Consider the following 18,934-nt stretch of genomic DNA (forward strand, 5'->3'; position numbering starts at 1 on the left):
GTTGATCATCGGCGACCGGCCGGGGCCACCGGCGCGCCCGACGACCACCCGGCGATGATCAACCACGCGGGAGGTCGACGAGGTCGGCCGAGAGGTCCCACAGGGACCGGGCGCGGCGGTCGTCGGTGGCCCAGGGCATCGCCCGGGACGGCGCACGGTCGGCGTGGAAGCCGCCGTTGCGCCAGCCGTCCTCGGCGGTCGCCAGCCAGACCAGGGTGTCGGCGCCCTGGGCCGGGGTGCGGAAGCTGCGCGAGAGGCCGAGCTTCCAGGCGAGCCCGGACAACCCGCCCGACCGGGCGCCGAACGACGTGGCCACCGCGCCGGGGGTGTAGCAGGTGGCGGTCACGTCGGGTGCCCAGCGGCGCGCCAGCTCGCGGGTGAACAGGGCGTTCATCGTCTTGGCCCGCGAGTAGGCGAGCATCCCCGAGTAGGGGCGCGGCGGGTCGGCGGTGACCGTGCGCGGCAGCGGACCGAGCCGGTGCATGAACGACGACGTCGTCACCACCCGGGCGCGGGCGGCGCGCAGCGGTTCCTCCAGCAGCCGGGTGAGCAGGTAGCCCGCGAGGTGGTCGACCTGGAACGTCGTCTCGTTGCCGTCGCCGGTCGCGCTCCGGCGGGGGAAGGACGCCCCGGCGTTGTTGGCCAGCACGTCGATGCGCGGGTGCCGCGCGCGCAGCGTCGCGGCCAGCGCGCGGACGTCGTCCAGGCGGGCGAAGTCGACGGTGTGCCGCTCGACGGCGCGGTGGTCCTCGGGGTGGCCCTGCACCTCGAGCTCATCGGCGACCGCGGCGGTCTTGTCGGCCGAGCGGCCCACCACCACGACCTGCCAGCCGTCGCGGTGCAGCCTGCGGGCGGCCGCCGCCCCGATGCCGTCGGAGGCACCGGTGACGACGGCGACGCGGGACCCGCTCAGGCCTTCTTCTCCACCAACACGACCGGGATCTCCCGGTCGGTCTTCTCCTGGTACTCGGCGTAGTCGGGGAACGCCGCGACGGCCCGCTCCCACCACACGGCCTTCTCCTCGCCGTGGATCTCCCGGGCGACGCCGTCCCAGGGCTCGGGGCCGTCCTGCACCGTGACCTCGTCGGGGTGGGCGGTGACGTTGAAGTACCAGGTGGGGTGCTTGGGTGCCCCGCCCTGGCTGGCGACCATCGCGTAGACGCCGTCGTGCTCGACCTTCATGAGCGGGTTCTTGCGCACCTTGCCGCTCTTCGCACCTCGCGTGGTGAACACGACGACCGGCTCGGGGCGGTTCGGGAGGGTGTTCGCCTCGCGGCCGCCGCTGCGCTCGTAGGCCTCGACCTGGTCGCGGACCCACTTCTCGGGGCTGGGCTCGTACTCGCCGTCCAGTGGCATGCCCCGACCCTAGGACTCCTCGGCGCCGGGCGCCTCAGTCCTCGGCCAGGACGTGGGCGACCAGGGCGTTGGCGTGGCCGTGGCCCATGCCGTGCTCGGACTTCAGCCACGACACCAGGGCCATGTGCTTCGCGTCGGGCTCGGCGGCCCGGCGCTCGCGCACCAGCTGCTGCCACTCCCCGATCGGCTTGCCGTACTTCTTCTCCATCGACGGGAAGTAGCTCGCCGGGCCCTGCACCTTCGTCTCCTGCGGCTCCGCCATGCCCGACATCCTGGCCGACGGGAACCCTCCCGGGCGCGCACTCGTGGCACGGGTGGCATGCGCGTCGCGGCAGCGGCAGGGTGTGCGCAGACGACGACCAGAGGAGGACGACGTGGTGGACTTCGGGAAGCTCGCGAAGCGGGCCCAGGACGCACTGGCCCAGGGCTCGGACAAGATCGAGGCGGCCCTCAAGGACAACGCCGGCAAGATCGAGGGCGCCGTCGACAAGGCCGGGCAGTTCGCCAAGGAGAAGATGCCCGACCGCGCCGCGCAGATCGACAACGCGACGCAGAAGGCCAAGGCCGCCGTCCCGCGGCACGAGGACGGCACGGGCACCGGCACCGCGTTCGGCACGACCGCCACGACCCCGGCGCAGGACCCGGCCGCGGCCCCGGACCCGACCCCGGTCACCCCGCCCGCACCGGTGGCCGAGCCCGGAGCGGTCGGTGCACCGGGCGCCGCCCCGACCCACACCGCACCCGACGACAGCGCGCCCGCGTGGAGTCCCGGCGCGGCCACCGCACCGCCGGCGCCCGAGCAGCACGCGCCGCCCTCGAGCGCCGGGTTCGCCCCGCCCTCCACCTCGCCCACCCCCGAGGTCGACCGCGCCGCGCGCGAGCAGGGCTGAGCGACACCGGTGAGCGCACCCACGGACGACGGCTCCACCAGCACCGCAGCGGCCATCGCCGCGGGCTACGCGTTCACCGGTCCCGCACTGGACCTGGGCTCGGTGGTGCACGGCGGGCAGCCGCACCCCGACGCCCAGGTCCGTGTCCCGCTGTCGATGATGACCCGGCACGGGCTCATCGCCGGGGCCACCGGCACCGGCAAGACCAAGACGCTGCAGCTGCTCGCCGAGCAGCTGTCGGCGCAGGGCGTTCCGGTGGTGCTCGCCGACGTGAAGGGCGACCTCACCGGACTGTCCCAGCCGGGCGCGCCCGGCGACCGGATCGACAGGCGGGCCGCCGACACCGCCGACGACTGGACGCCGACCGGCTACCCGGTGGAGTACCTGGCCCTCGGTGGCCTGGGCACCGGTGTACCGGTGCGCTCGACCATCACCTCCTTCGGCCCGGTGCTGCTGAGCAAGGTCATGGGCCTGAACAAGACCCAGGAGAGCTCGCTGGGCCTGGTCTTCCACTACGCCGACCGCGCCGGCCTGCCGCTGCTGGACCTCAAGGACCTCCGGTCGGTCATCAGCTGGCTGGTCAGCGACGAGGGCAAGGCCGACCTCGCGGGCCTGGGCGGGCTCTCCAAGGCCACGGCCGGGGTCATCCTGCGCAACCTGGTCGGCCTGCAGGACCTCGGCGGCGACGTGTTCTTCGGCGAGCCCGAGTGGCAGACCGCCGACCTCCTGCGCACGGCCCCCGACGGTCGCGGCGTGATCAGCTCGGTCGAGCTGACCGCCGTCCAGGACCGTCCGGCGCTGTTCTCGACCTTCCTCATGTGGCTGCTGGCCGACCTGTTCGAGGAGCTGCCCGAGGTCGGCGAGGTCGACGAGCCCAAGCTGGTGTTCTTCCTCGACGAGGCGCACCTGCTGTTCAACGGGGCCAGCGCAGCCTTCCTCGAGTCGGTCACCCAGACCGTGCGGCTGATCCGCTCCAAGGGGGTCGGGGTCTTCTTCGTGACCCAGAACCCCACCGACGTCCCCGCCCCGGTGCTCGGCCAGCTGGGCAACCGGGTGCAGCACGCGCTGCGCGCCTTCACCCCGGACGACGCCACCGCGCTGAAGAAGACGGTGAAGACCTACCCGAGGTCCGACGCGTACGACGTCGCCGAGACCCTGACCTCGCTGGGCACCGGCGAGGCGGTCATCACCGTGCTGTCCGAGCGCGGCGCCCCCACCCCGGTGGCCTGGACGATGCTGCGCGCGCCCCGATCCTTCATGGGCGCGGTCGAGCCCGCCCAGCTGCAGGCCGCGGTCGCGGCGTCCCCGCTGCTGGCCACCTACGGCACCCCGGTCGACCGGGAGTCGGCCTACGAGCGGCTGGCGGTCCGGCTCGCGCCGCCGCCGGCCCCGGTTCCCGCTCCCCCGCCGGCACCCGCCCCCGAACGGCAGCCGGGACCGCGGGCCGAACGCCCCCGGCGCGAACCGGCCCCGGAACCGGGGATGGTCGAGCAGGTGCTGGGCTCGTCGGCGTTCCGGGCCTTCGCCCGGTCGGCGGCGTCGGCGCTGGGGCGCGAGATCACCCGCGGTGTCTTCGGCACCCGCCGGCGGCGCTGAGCGCGTCCTGCTCAGCCGTTGGGCGGGCGGATCAGGCTGACCGCGGCCAGCCCGACGAACACGACGGCGAACACCCAGGCCGGGACGCCGAGCATCCACGAGGTCAGCAGCGCCGAGACCAGGCAGACCGCGCCCACGACCCCGACGGTCACGAACCGGCCCTCCGCACCTCGTCCGCCGGCCACGCACCGACCCTCGCAGCGCCGGGTCACAACCGCGTCACGGCTCGACAAGCGTTCTCCACCTGTGATCTGCCAGGGTGACCCGGTGACCGAACCGAGCCCGCGCGTCGTGGTGCGGGGCGAGACCACCCTGCGGGTGCGTCCCAGCCACGCGACCCTCTCCATCACCGCCACGGCCCGGGACAAGCGCCGCGACCGCGCCCTGGCGCTGCTGGGCGACCTGCAGCGCGGGGTCACCGACCTGCTGGCCGCCCACGCCGAGCTGGTCACCCGCTCCTCCACCGCGGCGGTCGGTGTCCACCCCGAGCAGGCCGAGCGCAACCGGATCAGCGGGTACCGGGCCAGCGTCACCACCCAGGTGCGCATCGACGACGTCGACCGCGTGGGCGAGCTGGCCGTGGCCGCCGCCGCCCTCGACGGGTGCTCGCTGTGGGGCCCCAGCTGGCGGCTGGACCGCGACGACCCCGCCCACGCCGAGGCCCGCACCGAGGCCATCGGCGAGGCGGTCGCCCGCGCCCGCGGCTACGCCGCGGCCGTCGGCAGCACCCTGACCGGGCTGGTCGAGCTGCGCGACGACGGCACGTCCTCCGGCACCCCGATGATGGTGATGGCCGGCTCCGCGCGGGGGGCCCGGGCCGCTGCGGCACCCGAGCTCGACCTGGAACCGACGCTGCAGGAGGTGCACGGCGCCGTGGAGGCCGTGTTCCTCATCTCCGCCCCGAACCTCGAGGAGCTCTAGATGGTGCGGTTCCGTGAAGGCGCTCGACTGGACACCTCGGGCGTGCAGGACCGCCGGGGCGGTGGCGGCCGGGCCGCGGCCGTGGGCGGCGGTGGACTGGGCGTCGTCGGGTTGATCGCCTTCGTGCTCATCCAGGTGCTGGGCGGGGGCGGCGGGTCCGGCGGTTCGGGCGCCGACGTCGCCAGCATCCTGTCCCAGCTGCAGGGCGGGGGCGGCGGGACGGCGGACAACACCGAGCTCGAGCAGCAGTGCCGCACCGGCGCAGACGCCAACGACAGCGCCGACTGCGCCGCGGTGGCGATCATCGACTCCATCCAGGACTACTGGACGACCGCGCTCCCGCAGACCGGCACCTCCTACGCCGAGACCGACACCGTGTTCTTCAGCGGGTCGGTGCAGACCGCCTGCGGTGGCGCGACCAGCGGCTCGGGCCCCTTCTACTGCCCCGGCGACCAGCTGGTCTACGTCGACCTCACCTTCTTCGACCAGCTGCAGACCCAGTTCGGTGCCCGCGGCGGCACCTTCGTCGACGCCTACGTGCTGGCGCACGAGTACGGCCACCACGTGCAGAACCTGCTCGGCACGAACCAGCGGGTCACCCCCGGCGAGACCGGCCCCACCTCGGGCACGGTGCGCCTGGAGCTGCAGGCCGACTGCTACGCCGGGGTGTGGGCCAACCACGCCACGACGACGTCGGACGACGGCCAGGAGCCGCTCATCACCGAGATCACCTCCGACGACGTGGACCGGGCGCTGGACGCCGCCAGCCGCATCGGCGACGACTTCATCCAGACCAACCTGGGCAACGGCACCGTCGACCAGGACGCCTTCACCCACGGCTCCTCCGAGCAGCGCGAGCGCTGGTTCAGCACCGGCTACGAGACCGGCGACCCGGGCGCCTGCGACACCTTCGCCACCGACGACCTCGGATGACCCTCACGCTCCAGGTCGACGGCGCGGTGGCCACGCTGACCGTCGACCGGGCCGAGAAGCGCAACGCGATGACCCGGGCGATGTGGGCCGCCGTCCCCGGGCTGCTGGCACAGGTCGAGTCCGACGTCTGGGTGCTGCTGGTGACCGGCGCGGGCCCCTCGTTCTGCGCCGGCGCCGACATCGGCGAGCTGCTCGGCGGCGAGGACCCGGCCGACCCGATGGCCGGGCTGCGCGCGGACAACCTGGCCGCCCAGGCCGCCCTCCGCGCCTTCCCGCACCCGACGATCGCGGTCGTGCGGGGCCACTGCATCGGTGGCGGCGTGGAGCTCGCCGCCAGCTGCGACCTGCGGTTCGCCGACGACACCGCGGTGTTCGGGGTGACCCCGGCCCGCATCGGCGTGGTCTACCCGCCGGCGCCGACCAAGGCACTGGTCGACCTGGTGGGCCCGGCGACCACGAAGTGGCTGCTGTTCTCCGGCGAGCTGCTGGACGCCGCGGCCGCGCTGCGGGTGGGCCTGGTCGACGAGGTGCTGGCCCCCGACCGGCTCGACGCCCGGGCGCAGGAGTTCGCCGCCGTCCTGGCCGGCCGGTCGGCGCTGACCCAACGCGCCACGAAGGAGATCGTCACCGCGCTCACCTCGGGGACCGATGCCGAGCCGGTGGCCGCGCGGCGGTTCCGGGAGACCATCGCCTCCGGCGAGCTGGCCGAGGGTGTGGCCGCGTTCGCCGAGCGGCGGGCACCCCGCTTCCCCTGGGGAATCCCGCGGGCCTGACGGCGTTGCACCGCGCATGACAACCATCGGCATCATCGGGGCCGGCCTGATCGGCTCGCAGCTCGCCCGCATCTCCACCGACGCCGGCTACGACGTCGTCATCGCCAACTCCCGGGGCCCGGAGACGCTGGCCGAGCTGGTCGCCGAGGTCGAGGCCCGCGACACCCGGCAGGGCTCGATCACCGCGGCCACCGCGGCGGAGGCCGGCGCGGCCGGCGAGGTCGTCGTGGTCACCGTGCCGCTGAAGAACCTGGGCGACGTGCCGGTCGAGCCGCTGGCCGGCAAGGTGGTCATCGACACCGACAACTACTACCCCGAGCGCGACGGCCACATCGCCGAGCTCGACGCCGAGACCACCACCACCGCCGAGATGGCGCAGGCCCACCTGCCCACCTCGAAGGTCGTGAAGGCGTTCAACCACATCTACGCCGAGCACCTCACGACCAAGCGCAGCCCGAGCGGCACCCCGCACCGGCGGGCGCTGGTCATCGCCGGGGACGACGCCGACGCCAAGGCGTGGGTGGCCGACTACATCGACCGCCTCGGGTTCGACACCTACGACGTCGGCCCGCTCGCCGAGGGTTGGCGCATCCAGCGCGACACCCCCGGCTACGGCCCGGAGTACGACGTCGAGCAGCTGCGGCAGGCCACCGCCGAGGCGAAGCGCTACCGCGACATGTGACCCGTGGGCCGCGCCCGCCGTCGCCTCAGACGGCGAGCGCGGCCTCGTCGGACTCCACGGCGGCGTTCCAGGCCGGCTTGTCGGCTCGCCAGCCCTCCTCGGTGCGACCGGTGCGCCAGTACCCCGAGACGCTGAGCAGCTCGCGCGGCACCTCGTAGCGGGCCCGCACCGCACGCCGCAGCTCGCGGACGAACCCGGCCTCGCCGTGCACGAACACGTGCGGCACCCCGTCGGGCAGCTCGGCCGAGAGCACGGCTGCCGTGAGCGCGCTGCCCACCGGGCGGTCACCGCGGTGCACCCACACCACGCCCGGCAGGTGCTGCTCGTCTCCGGCGCCCTCGACCTCGACGAACACGTGCGCCGGCGCGCCCGCGGGCAGCCGGGGCAGCGCGGCGGCGATGGCCGGCAGGGCGGAGTCGTCGCCGACCAGCAGGTGCCAGTCCGCGTCGGGCGAGGGCGCGTAGGCCCCGCCCGGGCCGGCCAGCTGCAGCAGGTCGCCCGGTCGCGCGCTCGCCGCCCAGGGCCCGGCGACGCCCTCGTCGCCGTGCACCACGAAGTCGATGGTCAGCTCGCCCGGCCCGGGCTCCCAGGCGCGCACGGTGTAGGTGCGGGTGACCGGCCAGTGCTCGCGCGGCTGCTCGGCCTGCACGACCTCGGCGTCGAAGGGTGCGGCGTAGGGCGCCCCCGGCGCGGGGAACTGCAGCTTCACGTAGTGGTCGGTGAACTCCCCCGCGCCGAACCCGGCGAGGCCCTCGCCGCCGAGCACGACCCGCACGAGGTGGGGGGTGAGCCGCTCGGCGCGGACGACGGTGCCCACGCGGGTGACCCGCTTCTTCTTGGTTGCCTGCGTCACGCCGTCCTCCTGGTCAGGTTTGCCTAACCGTACCTGGTGGAACTGGTTGCACGGCTCAACGTGCGGTTCCCGGGGTGTGGCGTGACGATCACGTCGCGCACCCCAGGAGGCACCCGTGACCACCCAGCTCGGCACCATCACCACCGACGTCCCGGCCCGGCTCGACCGGCTGCCGTTCTCCCGCTTCCACCGGATGGTGATCATCGGGCTGGGCACCGTGTGGGTGCTGGACGGCCTCGAGGTCACCATCGTGGGCAGCGTGGGCGCGCGGCTCACCGAGGCCGGCAGCGGCATCTCGATCACCGCCTCGCAGATCGGGCTGGCCGCGTCGATCTACATCGTCGGCTCGTGCCTGGGCGCGCTGTTCTTCGGCCAGCTCACCGACCGGTTCGGGCGCAAGAAGCTGTTCATGCTCACGCTGGGCATCTACGTCGTGGCCACCGTGCTCACCGCGTTCGCGACCGCGCCCTGGTTCTTCTACCTGTGCCGGTTCTTCACCGGCGCCGGCATCGGCGGTGAGTACGCAGCCATCAACTCGGCCATCGACGAGCTGATCCCGGCCCGGCTGCGCGGTCGGGTCGACCTGCTCGTCAACGGCTCGTACTGGCTGGGGTCGGCAGCGGGCTCCGGGGCGTCGCTGCTCCTGCTGGACGAGGACCTGCTCGGCGCCGGTGTGGGCTGGCGGTTGGCGTTCGGCCTCGGCGCGGTGCTCGGTCTGCTGATCCTCGTCGTCCGCCGGCACGTGCCCGAGAGCCCGCGCTGGATGTTCATCCACGGCCAGGCCGACGAGGCGAACCGCACCGTCGCCGAGATCGAGCAGGAGGTCGAGCGCGAGACCGGGCAGACCCTCGAGCCGGTGGACCAGCAGCTGCGCATCCGGCAGCGGCACGTCGTCCCGTTCCGCGAGATCGCGAAGGTCGCCTTCACGAAGTACCCGAAGCGCGCCGTGCTCGGGCTCGCGCTGTTCGTGGGCCAGGCGTTCCTCTACAACGGGTTCACCTTCAACCTCGGCACGCTGATGACCACCTACTTCGGGGTCGGCACGTCCACGGCGCCGGTGTTCCTGGTGGTCTACGCCGCCGGCAACTTCCTGGGCCCGGTGCTGCTGGGCCCGCTGTTCGACACGGTCGGCCGCAAGCCGATGATCGCGATCAGCTACCTGGGGTCGGCCGCGATGGCCGTGGTGATCGCGCTGGTGTTCACCGGGCTGAACGCCTGGACCTTCATCGGCCTGCTGGCCGTCACGTTCTTCCTCGCCTCGGCCGGCGCGAGCGCGGCCTACCTGACGGTGAGCGAGATCTTCCCGATGGAGACCCGTGCACTGGCCATCGCGTTCTTCTACGCGGTCGGCACCGGGCTGGGCGGCATCGTCGGGCCGGTGCTGTTCGGCACGCTGGTCGAGTCCGGCGACAGCGGTCAGCTGGTCACCGGGTTCTGGATCGCCGCCGGCGTGATGGCCCTCGGCGGGGTCGCGGAGCTGGCGTTCGGTGTGAAGAGCGAGAACGCGTCGCTGGAGGACATCGCCGACCCGCTGAGCGCGGCCGACTGAACGGTGCCGACTGAACGGGGCCGGCCCAGCGCTCAGGGTTGCTCGGCCCGGCCCTGCGGGTCGACCACGACGACTGCCACCCCGGCGGCCAGGAAGGGGGCCAGGGCCGCCGGCTCAGCGGCGTCGTCGGTGACCAGCGTCCACGGCTCGGGCAGCCGGGCCCAGGCATGGAAGGGACGGCGGCCGAGCTTGGCCGCGTGCGCGAGGACGTAGACGTGCTGCGCCCGCCGGGCCATCAGCTCCTTGAGCCGGGTCTGGTCCAGCCCCGCCTCGCAGATGCCGCTGTCGGCCGTGACGCCGTCGGCACCCAGGAAGACCCGGTCGAAGGTCATGCGCTCCAGGGCGGCCTCGGTCAGCGGCCCCACGAAGCCCTGCGAGAGGTGGCGCAGCGTGCCGCCCAGGCACTCGACGTGCACCTCGTCGACGTCGGCCAGCGCCTCCAGCACCGTCAGACCGGTGGTGGCCACGGTCAGCGGCACGGTCGTCCGCAGCTCGTGCGCCACCGCGCCGACCGTGGAACCCGCGTCCAGCAGCACGGTCTCCCCGGGCTGCACCTGGTCGGCCGCCCACCGCGCGATGCCCCGCTTGGCCGCGTAGGCCTCGCCGGTGCGCTGGCGCAGCGAGGTCTCGGGGTGCGCGACCAGCGCCATGGCCCCGCCGTAGGTGCGGGCCAGCCGGCCGTCGCCGGTCAGCTGGGCCAGGTCGCGGCGGATGGTGGAGGCGGTCACCTCGAAGGTCGCGGCCAGCTCCTCCACCGAGGCCAGCCCGGTGGTCGTGGCCAGCCGCACGATCTCCTCGCGACGGGCCCGCGAGCCCAGCTGCCGCGCCGTGCCGGCGTCGTCGATGTGCACGCGTTGCCTCCCGCGCTCAGGCCGCCGGGCTCGGCGACATCTGTGCAGCCTGCCGCAACGCCTCGACCATGCTGCGGACGTCGACCTTGCCGGTGCCGGCGATGTCGAAGGCCGTGCCGTGGTCGACCGAGGTGCGGATGACCGGCAGGCCCACGGTGATGTTGACCCCGGTCTCGATGCCCAGGATCTTCACCGGACCGTGGCCCTGGTCGTGGTACATGGCCACGATGAGGTCGTAGTCGCCGCGACCGGCCACGAAGAACGCCGTGTCGGCGGGCATCGGACCGCGGGCGTCGATGCCGTCGGCCTGCAGCACCTCCAGCGCGGGGACGATCTTCTCCTCCTCCTCGCCGTAGCCGAACAGGCCGTTCTCCCCGGCGTGCGGGTTGATGCCGCAGACGCCGATGCGCGGGTTCTCGATGCCCGAGCGCACCAGGGCGTCGTGGCCGCGGCGCACGGTCCGCTCGACCAGGCCCGGCTCGATCTTCGCGATCGCGTCGATCAGCCCGATGTGGGTGGTCACGTGGATGACCCGGATCTTCGGCGAGCTGAGCATCATCGAGACCTCCTCGATGCCGCAGAAGTGCGCCAGCAGCTCGGTGTGACCGGGGTAGACGTGCCCGGCGGCGTGCAGCGCCTCCTTGTTCAGCGGCGCGGTGCAGATGCCCTGCACCCGGCCGGCCATGGCCAGCTCGGCGGCGACCCGGATGTACTCGTAGGCGGCGTGCCCGGCCACCGGCGACAGCTGACCGAAGGGCAGGTCGGCCGGCAGCAGGCCCAGGTCGACGACGTTGATCCGGCCGGGCTCGAAGACGGCCTGCTCGGGGCCCTCGACCACCACGACCCGCGCGGCCAGGCCGAGCACCTCGGCGGCCTGCCGCAGCCGGGCGGCGTCGCCGATCACCACGGGACGGCAGTCGGCGAAGGATGCCTCCTCGACCAGGGCACCGACCACGACCTCGGGGCCGACCCCGGCGCCGTCGCCCATCGTGACCGCGATCCAGGGACGGGTGTCGGTGCTCGTGGAGGTCATGGGTGCGGTGCCTTCCGTCGGGGTCAATGCGGTGAGGATGGAGACCAGGGAGTCCGGGTCGCCGAAGCTGCCGGGCCGGGTGACCACGGTGCGGCCGTCGTCGGTGGTGCTGACGACGGCGCCGTGGTGCACGGAGCCGCGCGGGGTGAGCGCGGTGACGTCGAGGGCGTCGAGCACCCGCCGGGCGGTCTCGCCGCCGGTGAGCACGAGGTCGACCAGGGCATCGGTGAGCTGCAGCGCGTCGGCCACCAGCCGGGCGAGGCCGGCGGACAGCGCACGGGAGGCGCCGTGGTCGACGGCGTCCGTCGGGTCGGGTCGCAGCACCAGCGGGCCGCGGGCCAGGGCGGTGGCGACCTCGGCGGCCCACCCGGCCTCGGCCTCCGGCTCGGTGAGCGCGGCCACCGGGACCACGAGCTCGGCCACCCCCGCGGCGGTCAGCCGGCCCACCTGGACGGCGGCCACGGGCTCAGCCGTCCCGACCACCACGAGCGGACCGGCCGTGGCGGCCGGGCGCCGGCGGTCCACGGGTGCGGCAGCCGGGTCGACGGCGGTGGTGGGGAGGGTGCGCCCGAGGGCGGCGGCCAGGCCGCCGGAGCCGGCCAGCGCGACACCGTCCAGCTCCGCCACGGCGGCGACGACGGCGTCGAGGTCGGCGTCGGTCTCCCCGTCGCACACGGGGACGCGGCCGGCGGTCAGCAGGGCGTGCAGCGCCCCGGCCAGCCCGGTCGAGCGGACGGTCGCGAGGTCGACGACCGCGACCGGCAGGGGGGCGAGCGCCTCCCCGACCGAGGCCGGGGCTGGGCGACCCTCGGTCGCCCAGGCGTCGGTGGCCGACAGCGGGCGACCGGCGACGGCGGCCGTCCCTCCCACCACGACCCGGTCCAGTGCGGGCAGCGCGGGGGCGACGACGACCGGGCCGGCGGCGCCCACCGCGGCCGCGAGCGGGCCGCGGAGCAGGGAGTCGACCTTCACCAGCACCTGCGCGGATCGCGCAACGGTCAACGCAGCCCGCACGCGGTCGGCCACGATGTCGTCGGGCCGGTGGCGGGTGTCCAGGTCGAGCACGCAGCTGCCCGGGAGCACGGTGGGTGCGGTGTCGCCGCCGAGCAGCAGCGCCGCGCCGGATCCCAGCAGCACGGCGGTCTCCGCGGCACCGGACAGGTCGTCGGCGACGGCCACCACGACGGGGGTCGACGGACGGGTCACGGGGCACCTCCGACCGGTCGGGCGGTCCGGTGCGGACCGCGTTGTCCTGTGCAGCGTGGCACAGAGTGCGCGAAACGCGCCAGTGTCTTGCGCGAAACGCGCACACCGTGGCACGGTGACCCAGGCAACACCGAACTGACCGGCGCCCGGCCGGCCGACGATCCGAGAGGTCGACGATGACCACAGCCACGAGCAGGGAGTTCTCCCGCCGCTCGCTGTTCCGCCTCGGCGGCGTGGTGGGGGCCGGGCTCGCGCTCGGCCCCGCGCTGGCCGCCTGCGCCGGTCCCACCGGCACCCCCGGCCCGGGCACCCTGACCATGGCCCTGAACCGGTCGCTGGTCAGCCTGGACAACAAGCTCAACCAGTTCGACGCCGCCGTCACCGTGCAGCGCGCCGTGCGCCAGGGCCTCACCCGCATCGGCGCCGACCTCACCCCCGAGCTGGTCCTCGCCGAGCGCTTCGAGCTCACCGGCGACACCGAGTGGACCGTCCAGCTGCGCGAGGGCGTCGTCTACTCCGACGGCACCCCGGTCACCCCGCAGGACGTCGCCACCGCCCTGGAGATGTACCAGGGCGTCAACGGCTCGTTCCTGGCCTCGTTCTTCCGCGAGTGGCCCACCGTCGAGGTGCTCGACGAGCGCACCTTCACGATGAACACCGAGCTCCCCGAGCCCAACCTCGACTACCTGTTGGCCAACATCCTCATCACCCCGGCGGCGGCCAACGCCCCCGAGGAGCTGCAGAGCGGCGTCGGGAGCGGCCCCTACGTGGTCACCGCCAGCAACCGCGGCACCGGGGACTACACGCTGACCCGCAACGAGAACTACTGGGGTGCACCGGCCGCGATCGAGACCGTGCGGGTGCGCTTCGTGCCCGAGGAGTCCAGCCGGGTCGTGTCGATGCGCTCGGGCGAGGTCGACGTCATCGACACCATCTCGCCCGACTCCGCCGACCAGCTGGCCGGCGTCCGCGACGTGACGATCGAGCGGGTCGACGGCCTGCGGATCAGCCAGCTGTTCTACAACTTCCGCAAGCCCGCCGACCACCCGCTGGCCAACGTCCGGGTCCGCCAGGCGCTGTCCATGGGCATCGACGGCCGCGCCCTGGTCGACGACGTCCTGGTCGGGTCGGTCACCGCCGCGAAGGGCGTCGTGCCCGAGGGCCTGGCCGGGGGCACCGGTGACCACGAGTACGTGTTCGACCCGCGCGGGGCCAAGCAGCTGCTGGCCGCCGAGGGCATCCAGGACGGCGACCTCGAGCTCACCATGATCTGGGAGACCGGCGAGTTCGCCAACGACACCTCCGTCATGGAGGCCGTCGTCCAGATGATGGGCGACATCGGCGTGCGCACGAGGCTCGTCCAGTTCCAACCCGGCGGCGACATCTCGCTGTGGCGGCAGGGCCGGGCCGGCGACTGGGACGTGCTGGGCAACGGCTTCGCCTCCCCCACCGGCCTGGCGCTCACCATGCTGCAGGGCATGTACGGCGGCACCGCCGAGCGCGAGGCCACCCGCGACACCTACCACGGCTACGTCGTCCCCGAGGTGCAGCAGCTGATCGCCGCTGCCGGCACCGAGGTCGACCCCACCCGCCGCACCTCGCTGCTCGCGCAGGCGCAGGACGCCGTCTGGGAGACCTGGCCGTGCATGTGGGCCTTCGTCCCCGACGCCGTGCTGGCCCGCCGCGACCGCGTGGGCGACCTGGTGCTCAAGCCGTCCAACTCCTTCGAGCTCTCGACGACGACGCTGGGGCGCAGCTGACATGGCCACCTACCTCGCCAAGCGGGTCGGGCAGAGCGTGCTCACGCTCTTCCTGACCATCACCACGGTCTTCGTGCTGCTGCGGCTGGCCCCCGGCGACCCGGCTGCGGCCTACGCCGGGCCCAACCCGACCACCGAGGACCTCGAGCGCATCCGCGCCCAGTTCGGCCTCGACGACTCGATCCTGGTGCAGTACGGCACCTTCCTGAAGGGCCTGGTCACCGGCGACCTGGGCACGTCGTTCTCCTTCCAGGCCCCCGCGCTGGACGTCGTGCTCGAGCGGTTGCCGTACACGATCACCCTGGCGCTCTCGGCCATCCTGGTGACCGCCGTGGTGGCCATCCCGCTGGGCGTGTGGATGGCCCGACGGGCCGACACCGCCAAGGAGTTCGGCGCCAACCTGCTGACCATCACCGGCCAGTCGATGCCCGACTTCTGGAGCGGCATCATGCTGCTCACCGTCTTCGCCGTCGTCCTCCCGGTGTTCCCGGCCTCGGGCTTCACCAGCTGGGGCGGTCTGGTGCTGCCCACCATCACCATCGCGATCCTGCAGATCGCGCTGATCAGCCGCATGGTGCGCCGCGAGATGACCACCAACATGGCCGCGCCCTACCTCACCGTCGCCCGCTCGCGCGGGGTCGCCGAGCGGGCGTTGACCTGGCGCTACGCGATGAGCAACTCAGCCATCCCGGTGCTCACCGCGCTGGGCACCCGGTTCGCCGCGATGCTCAACGGCGTCGTCGTGGTCGAGGTGGTGTTCGCCTGGCCCGGCGTCGGCTCGCTGGTCGTGCGGGCGCTGGAGACCCGCGACTACCCGCTGATCCAGGCCACCGTGCTGGTCACCGCCGCGCTGACGGTGCTGGTGCAGCTGCTGGTCGACCTGGCCTACCCGCTGCTGGACCCCCGGGTGCGGCTGGCGAAGACGTCGAAGAAGACGGCCCCCGCCGTCGCCGCCCCCGAAGGAGCCCTGGCGTGACCACCACCCTCTCCCCGGAGCCCACCGCCACGGGGGCCCGCCCCAGCGCGGTGACCCCGGCGGACCTCAAGCGGGCCGGCGCCCGGCGCCGCGAGCGCAGCGCCCGGGTCAAGCTGTGGGTCGGCGGCGTGTGCACCCTGCTGGTGGTCGCGCCGGTGCTGCTGGCCGGGGTGCTCCCCCTGCCCGGCCCCGACGAGCAGGACCTCGCCCAGCGCCGCTTGCCGCCCTTCACCGACGGCCACCTGTTCGGCACCGACCAGCTCGGCCGCGACCTGCTCTCACGGGTGCTGCACGGCGGGCAGACCTCGCTGATGATCGGCCTGCTGGCCGTCGTGGTCTCCGGGCTCATCGGCATCGCGCTGGGTGCCGCGGCCGGGTTCTTCGGTGGCTGGGTCGACGCGGTGGTCTCCCGCCTGCTGGAGGCCCAGCTCTCGCTGCCGCTGCTGCTCATGCTGCTGCTGGTCGTCGCCCTGTTCGGCCCCTCGATCCCGGTGATCACCGGCGTCATCGCCATCGCGCAGTGGCCCGAGGTCGCCCGGCTCACCCGGTCGCTGGTGCTGGTCGAGCGGGGCAAGCCCTACGTCGCCGCGGCCACCGTGCTGGGGCTGCGCCGCATCACCGTCCTGACCCGGCACGTGGTGCCCAACGTGCTCTCGCAGGCCACGCTCGTCGTCCTGCTGCTGCTGGCCCAGGCCGTGCTGCTGGAGTCGGCGCTGTCCTACCTGGGTGCCGGGCCCGAGCGGCCCTTCGCCACGTGGGGCCGCATCATCTCCGACGGCCAGGACTACATCACCACCTCGTGGTGGCTGGTCACCCTGCCCGGCCTGTTCATCGTGCTGCTGGTCGTCGGGGTCAACCTGCTCGGCGACGGCCTGCGCGACCGCACCCGCCGACCCCGCGGTCTCCTGCGCCGCATCCTCTCCCGCAGGCCCCAGGAGGCGTGAGCACCGTGGTCTTCCCCATCCCGCACGACACCACCCCGATCCTCGAGGTCACCGACCTCCAGGTCGAGCTGGTCACCGCCGACCGGGTGGTCCGCGCGGTCGACGGCGTCAGCTTCCGCATCGGCCGTGGCGAGACCGTGACGATCATCGGCGAGTCCGGCTCGGGCAAGTCGACGACGGCCATGGGCGTGCTGCAGCTGCTGCCCGAGGACCTCGCCGTGCTCTCGGGATCGGTGAAGGTCGGCGGCGTCGACCTGCTGGTGGACCGCGACGCCGCTCGACGCATCCGCGGCCGCATGGTGTCGCTCATCCCGCAGGACCCGATGACCGCGCTGTCCCCGGTGCACTCCGTCGGCAAGCAGCTCACCGGCGCGATCCGGCTGGCCGGCCACCCGCGGTCGGCGGCCCGGGCCCGCGCGGTCGAGCTGCTGGAGGCCGTGCGCATCCCGCGGCCGGCCGAGCAGCTGGACAAGTACCCGCACCAGCTCTCCGGCGGCATGCTGCAGCGGGTGCTCATCGCCATCGCGCTCGCCGGGCACCCGGTGCTGCTGGTGGCCGACGAGCCCACCTCGGCCCTCGACGTCACGGTGCAGGCAGGCATCCTCGACCTGATGCTCGAGCTGCAGGAGCGCACCGGCATCGGGATCCTGATGATCACCCACGACCTCGGCGTCGCCCGGCTCGTCAGCGACCGGATCCACGTCATGAAGGACGGCCGGTTCGTCGAGTCCGGCGAGGCCGAGCAGGTCGTCGACGCCCCGCACGAGGAGTACACGAAGCGGCTGCTGGCCGCCGTCCCGCAGCTGGGCACGTTCGAGGAGGTCCCCGCATGAGCGCGTTCCTGAGCGTCCGCGACCTGGTGGTCAGCTACGGCGGCTTCCGGGCCGTCGACGGCGTCAGCTTCGACATCGGCAAGGGCGAGACGCTCGCCGTGGTCGGTGAGTCCGGCTGCGGCAAGTCGACCATCGCCCGCGCCCTGGTGCGGCTGGTCACCCCGACGTCGGGGTCGATCGAGCTCGACGGCACCGACATCGCCCAGCTGAGCGAGAAGCAGCTGCGTCCGGTGCGGCACCGGGTGCAGATGGTCTTCCAGGACCCCTACGGCTCGTTGGACCCGCACCTCACCGCCGAGCGGATCGTGGCCGAGCCGCTGCGCGGGCGGTCCGCGGCCGACCGGCACCGCGAGGCCGCCCGGCTGATCGACCTGGTCGGGCTGCCGGCCAGTGCGCTCGACCGGCGGCCCGCCGAGTTCTCCGGCGGCCAGCGCCAGCGCATCGGCATCGCCCGGGCTCTGGCGTCCTCCCCCGACCTGCTGGTGCTCGACGAGGCCACCAGCGCCCTGGACGTCAGCGTGCAGGCCCAGGTGCTCGCCCTGCTCGCCGACCTGCAGCGGGAGCGAGGGCTGACCTACCTGTTCATCAGCCACAACCTGGGCGTGGTCAAGCAGATCAGCGACCGCATCGTGGTCATGCGGGCCGGCCGGCTGGTCGAGACCGGGGCCACCGACGACGTGCTGCGTTCCCCCGCCGAGCCGTACACCCGGGCGCTGCGCGCGGCCGCGCTCGACCCCACCACCATGCGTGGCCGCAAGCCGCGCGACGTCGTCCGCCAGCTGCAGGGAGCCCCCGCATGACCATCGAGATCCCCGGTGCGCCCGTGCCGATGAGCCGGTTGGTGCTGGGCACCATGACCTTCGGCGACACCGTCGACGCCGCCGGCTCCGCCGCGATGCTCGACGCCGCGCTCGAGGCCGGCATCACCGGCCTGGACACCGCCAACGGCTACGCCGGCGGGGCCACCGAGACCATCCTCGGCCCGCTGCTGGCCACCCGCCGCGACTCCGTCGTGCTGGCCACCAAGGCCGGCATCCCGCACCCCGACGCCGGTGACCACTCCCCGCTGTCGCGGGCCGGGCTGGAGGCCTCGCTGGCCGGGTCGCTGGCCCGGTTGCAGGTGGACCGGGTCGACCTGTACTACCTGCACCAGCCCGACCGGGCCACGCCGGTCCGCGAGACCCTGACGACGCTGGCCGGGTTCGTCGCCGACGGCCGGGTCGGCGCCATCGGGGTGTCCAACATGGCCGCCTGGCAGATCGCCGAGCTGAACGCCGCAGCCGACGAGGTCGGCTGCCCGCGGCCGGTGGTCGCCCAGCAGCTGTACAACCTGCTGGCCCGCCGGGTCGAGGAGGAGTACCTGGAGTTCGCCCGGGTCAGCGGGCTGGCCACGATGGTCTACAACCCGCTGGGCGGCGGGCTGCTGACCGGCAAGCACTCCTTCGACGAGGCGGCCACCAGCGGCCGGTTCGGCGACTCGAAGCTCGCCGCGATGTACAGGCAGCGGTACTGGAACCCCGAGCTGTTCGACGCGGTCGCCCGGCTGGCCGAGGTCGCCGACGGCGCCGGCATCCCGCTCGCGGAGCTGGCCCTGCGCTGGCTGCTGGGGTCCCCCGACGTCGGCGCGCTGCTGCTCGGCGGGTCGAGGGTGGCCCAGCTGCAGCAGAACGTCGCCGCCGCCGCGGCCGGCCCGTTGCCGGCCGACGTCGTCGCCGCCTGCGACGAGGTCGGTGCCACCCTGCGCGGCCCGATGCCCGCCTACAACCGCTGACCCCGAC

20 protein-coding genes are annotated in these 18,934 nt (G+C 73.8%); 13 read left to right on the forward strand and 7 right to left on the reverse strand.

Annotated features, from left to right (window positions below; all coding sequences use genetic code 11):
- Positions 1 to 58 precede the first annotated feature (58 nt).
- The 3 genes from BLP29_RS00125 to BLP29_RS00135 are packed head-to-tail and all read right to left on the reverse strand — an operon-like array spanning position 59 to position 1,618.
- The gene (locus tag BLP29_RS00125; protein WP_341537334.1) at positions 59 to 1,009 is read right to left on the reverse strand and encodes an SDR family NAD(P)-dependent oxidoreductase; all 951 of its coding nucleotides are present in this window, start codon (positions 1,007 to 1,009) and stop codon (positions 59 to 61) included.
- The gene (locus tag BLP29_RS00130) at positions 910 to 1,356 is read right to left on the reverse strand and encodes a nitroreductase family deazaflavin-dependent oxidoreductase (RefSeq protein ID WP_092798728.1); all 447 of its coding nucleotides are present in this window, start codon (positions 1,354 to 1,356) and stop codon (positions 910 to 912) included. Before BLP29_RS00130 ends, BLP29_RS00125 begins: the two co-directional genes overlap by 100 nt.
- A 34-nt stretch (positions 1,357 to 1,390) precedes the next feature.
- Positions 1,391 to 1,618, reverse strand: coding sequence for a DUF4287 domain-containing protein (locus tag BLP29_RS00135; RefSeq protein WP_092800467.1), 228 nt, complete (start codon positions 1,616 to 1,618; stop codon positions 1,391 to 1,393).
- A 112-nt stretch (positions 1,619 to 1,730) separates the two neighbouring features.
- Here BLP29_RS00135 and BLP29_RS00140 point away from each other — a divergent pair, with 112 nt between their 5' ends.
- Both BLP29_RS00140 and BLP29_RS00145 read left to right on the forward strand, forming a co-directional pair.
- Positions 1,731 to 2,246: an antitoxin gene (locus BLP29_RS00140; RefSeq protein ID WP_092798729.1), complete on the forward strand. Its 516-nt coding sequence runs from the start codon at positions 1,731 to 1,733 to the stop codon at positions 2,244 to 2,246.
- Between the two features lie 9 nt (positions 2,247 to 2,255).
- Positions 2,256 to 3,842: a helicase HerA-like domain-containing protein gene (locus tag BLP29_RS00145; RefSeq protein ID WP_092798731.1), complete on the forward strand. Its 1,587-nt coding sequence runs from the start codon at positions 2,256 to 2,258 to the stop codon at positions 3,840 to 3,842.
- 11 nt (positions 3,843 to 3,853) lie between these two features.
- On the opposite strand, the gene BLP29_RS20825 is transcribed toward BLP29_RS00145, so the two are convergent.
- A complete protein-coding gene (locus tag BLP29_RS20825; RefSeq protein ID WP_165839227.1) occupies positions 3,854 to 4,027 on the reverse strand; it encodes a hypothetical protein in 174 nt (57 codons plus the stop codon).
- Between the two features lie 82 nt (positions 4,028 to 4,109).
- On the opposite strand from BLP29_RS20825, the gene BLP29_RS00150 reads away from it, so the two are divergent.
- Genes BLP29_RS00150 through BLP29_RS00165 form a run of 4 tightly spaced genes read left to right on the forward strand, consistent with a single transcriptional unit; the run spans position 4,110 to position 7,151 of the window.
- A complete protein-coding gene (locus tag BLP29_RS00150) occupies positions 4,110 to 4,763 on the forward strand; it encodes an SIMPL domain-containing protein (RefSeq protein WP_165839228.1) in 654 nt (217 codons plus the stop codon).
- Positions 4,764 to 5,696, forward strand: a complete 933-nt coding sequence (gene ypfJ / locus BLP29_RS00155) for a KPN_02809 family neutral zinc metallopeptidase (RefSeq protein WP_243469583.1) — start codon at positions 4,764 to 4,766, stop codon at positions 5,694 to 5,696.
- A complete protein-coding gene (locus tag BLP29_RS00160; protein ID WP_092798733.1) occupies positions 5,693 to 6,469 on the forward strand; it encodes an enoyl-CoA hydratase/isomerase family protein in 777 nt (258 codons plus the stop codon). Before ypfJ ends, BLP29_RS00160 begins: the two co-directional genes overlap by 4 nt.
- Positions 6,470 to 6,485: 16 nt before the next feature.
- On the forward strand, positions 6,486 to 7,151 hold the full coding sequence (locus tag BLP29_RS00165; RefSeq protein ID WP_092798735.1) for an NADPH-dependent F420 reductase: 666 nt from the start codon (positions 6,486 to 6,488) through the stop codon (positions 7,149 to 7,151).
- Positions 7,152 to 7,176: 25 nt separating this feature from the next.
- Here BLP29_RS00165 and BLP29_RS00170 read toward each other — a convergent pair whose 3' ends face one another.
- The gene (locus BLP29_RS00170; RefSeq protein WP_243469584.1) at positions 7,177 to 8,004 is read right to left on the reverse strand and encodes a siderophore-interacting protein; all 828 of its coding nucleotides are present in this window, start codon (positions 8,002 to 8,004) and stop codon (positions 7,177 to 7,179) included.
- A 115-nt stretch (positions 8,005 to 8,119) separates the two neighbouring features.
- On the opposite strand from BLP29_RS00170, the gene BLP29_RS00175 reads away from it, so the two are divergent.
- Complete coding sequence (locus BLP29_RS00175; RefSeq protein ID WP_243469585.1) at positions 8,120 to 9,553, forward strand: MFS transporter; 1,434 nt, start codon at positions 8,120 to 8,122, stop codon at positions 9,551 to 9,553.
- A 32-nt stretch (positions 9,554 to 9,585) separates the two neighbouring features.
- Here the strand turns inward: BLP29_RS00175 and BLP29_RS00180 are convergent, their stop codons facing one another.
- Both BLP29_RS00180 and pdxA read right to left on the reverse strand, forming a co-directional pair.
- A complete protein-coding gene (locus tag BLP29_RS00180) occupies positions 9,586 to 10,404 on the reverse strand; it encodes a DeoR/GlpR family DNA-binding transcription regulator (protein WP_207798232.1) in 819 nt (272 codons plus the stop codon).
- A gap of 16 nt (positions 10,405 to 10,420) precedes the next feature.
- The gene (gene pdxA, locus BLP29_RS00185) at positions 10,421 to 12,643 is read right to left on the reverse strand and encodes a 4-hydroxythreonine-4-phosphate dehydrogenase PdxA (RefSeq protein ID WP_092798741.1); all 2,223 of its coding nucleotides are present in this window, start codon (positions 12,641 to 12,643) and stop codon (positions 10,421 to 10,423) included.
- Between the two features lie 176 nt (positions 12,644 to 12,819).
- Between pdxA and BLP29_RS00190 the strand changes: the two genes are divergently transcribed.
- The 6 genes from BLP29_RS00190 to BLP29_RS00215 are packed head-to-tail and all read left to right on the forward strand — an operon-like array spanning position 12,820 to position 18,927.
- Entirely contained in the window at positions 12,820 to 14,403 is a 1,584-nt protein-coding gene (locus BLP29_RS00190) for an ABC transporter substrate-binding protein (RefSeq protein WP_092798743.1), read from the forward strand.
- A 1-nt stretch (position 14,404) separates the two neighbouring features.
- A complete protein-coding gene (locus tag BLP29_RS00195; protein ID WP_092798745.1) occupies positions 14,405 to 15,379 on the forward strand; it encodes an ABC transporter permease in 975 nt (324 codons plus the stop codon).
- Complete coding sequence (locus BLP29_RS00200; RefSeq protein ID WP_092798746.1) at positions 15,376 to 16,323, forward strand: ABC transporter permease; 948 nt, start codon at positions 15,376 to 15,378, stop codon at positions 16,321 to 16,323. Before BLP29_RS00195 ends, BLP29_RS00200 begins: the two co-directional genes overlap by 4 nt.
- Positions 16,320 to 17,156 carry an ABC transporter ATP-binding protein gene (locus tag BLP29_RS00205; RefSeq protein WP_207798233.1) on the forward strand — a complete coding sequence of 279 codons (837 nt, stop codon included), beginning with the start codon at positions 16,320 to 16,322 and terminating at the stop codon, positions 17,154 to 17,156. The genes BLP29_RS00200 and BLP29_RS00205 overlap by 4 nt, the downstream gene beginning before the upstream one ends.
- Complete coding sequence (locus BLP29_RS00210; protein WP_092798747.1) at positions 17,153 to 17,956, forward strand: ATP-binding cassette domain-containing protein; 804 nt, start codon at positions 17,153 to 17,155, stop codon at positions 17,954 to 17,956. The genes BLP29_RS00205 and BLP29_RS00210 overlap by 4 nt, the downstream gene beginning before the upstream one ends.
- Complete coding sequence (locus BLP29_RS00215; RefSeq protein WP_092798748.1) at positions 17,953 to 18,927, forward strand: aldo/keto reductase; 975 nt, start codon at positions 17,953 to 17,955, stop codon at positions 18,925 to 18,927. Before BLP29_RS00210 ends, BLP29_RS00215 begins: the two co-directional genes overlap by 4 nt.
- The last annotated feature ends 7 nt before the right edge of the window (positions 18,928 to 18,934 follow it).

It is taken from the genome of Klenkia marina (genome assembly GCF_900101025.1).
In the GTDB taxonomy this organism is placed as follows: Bacteria; Actinomycetota; Actinomycetes; order Mycobacteriales; family Geodermatophilaceae; genus Klenkia; species Klenkia marina.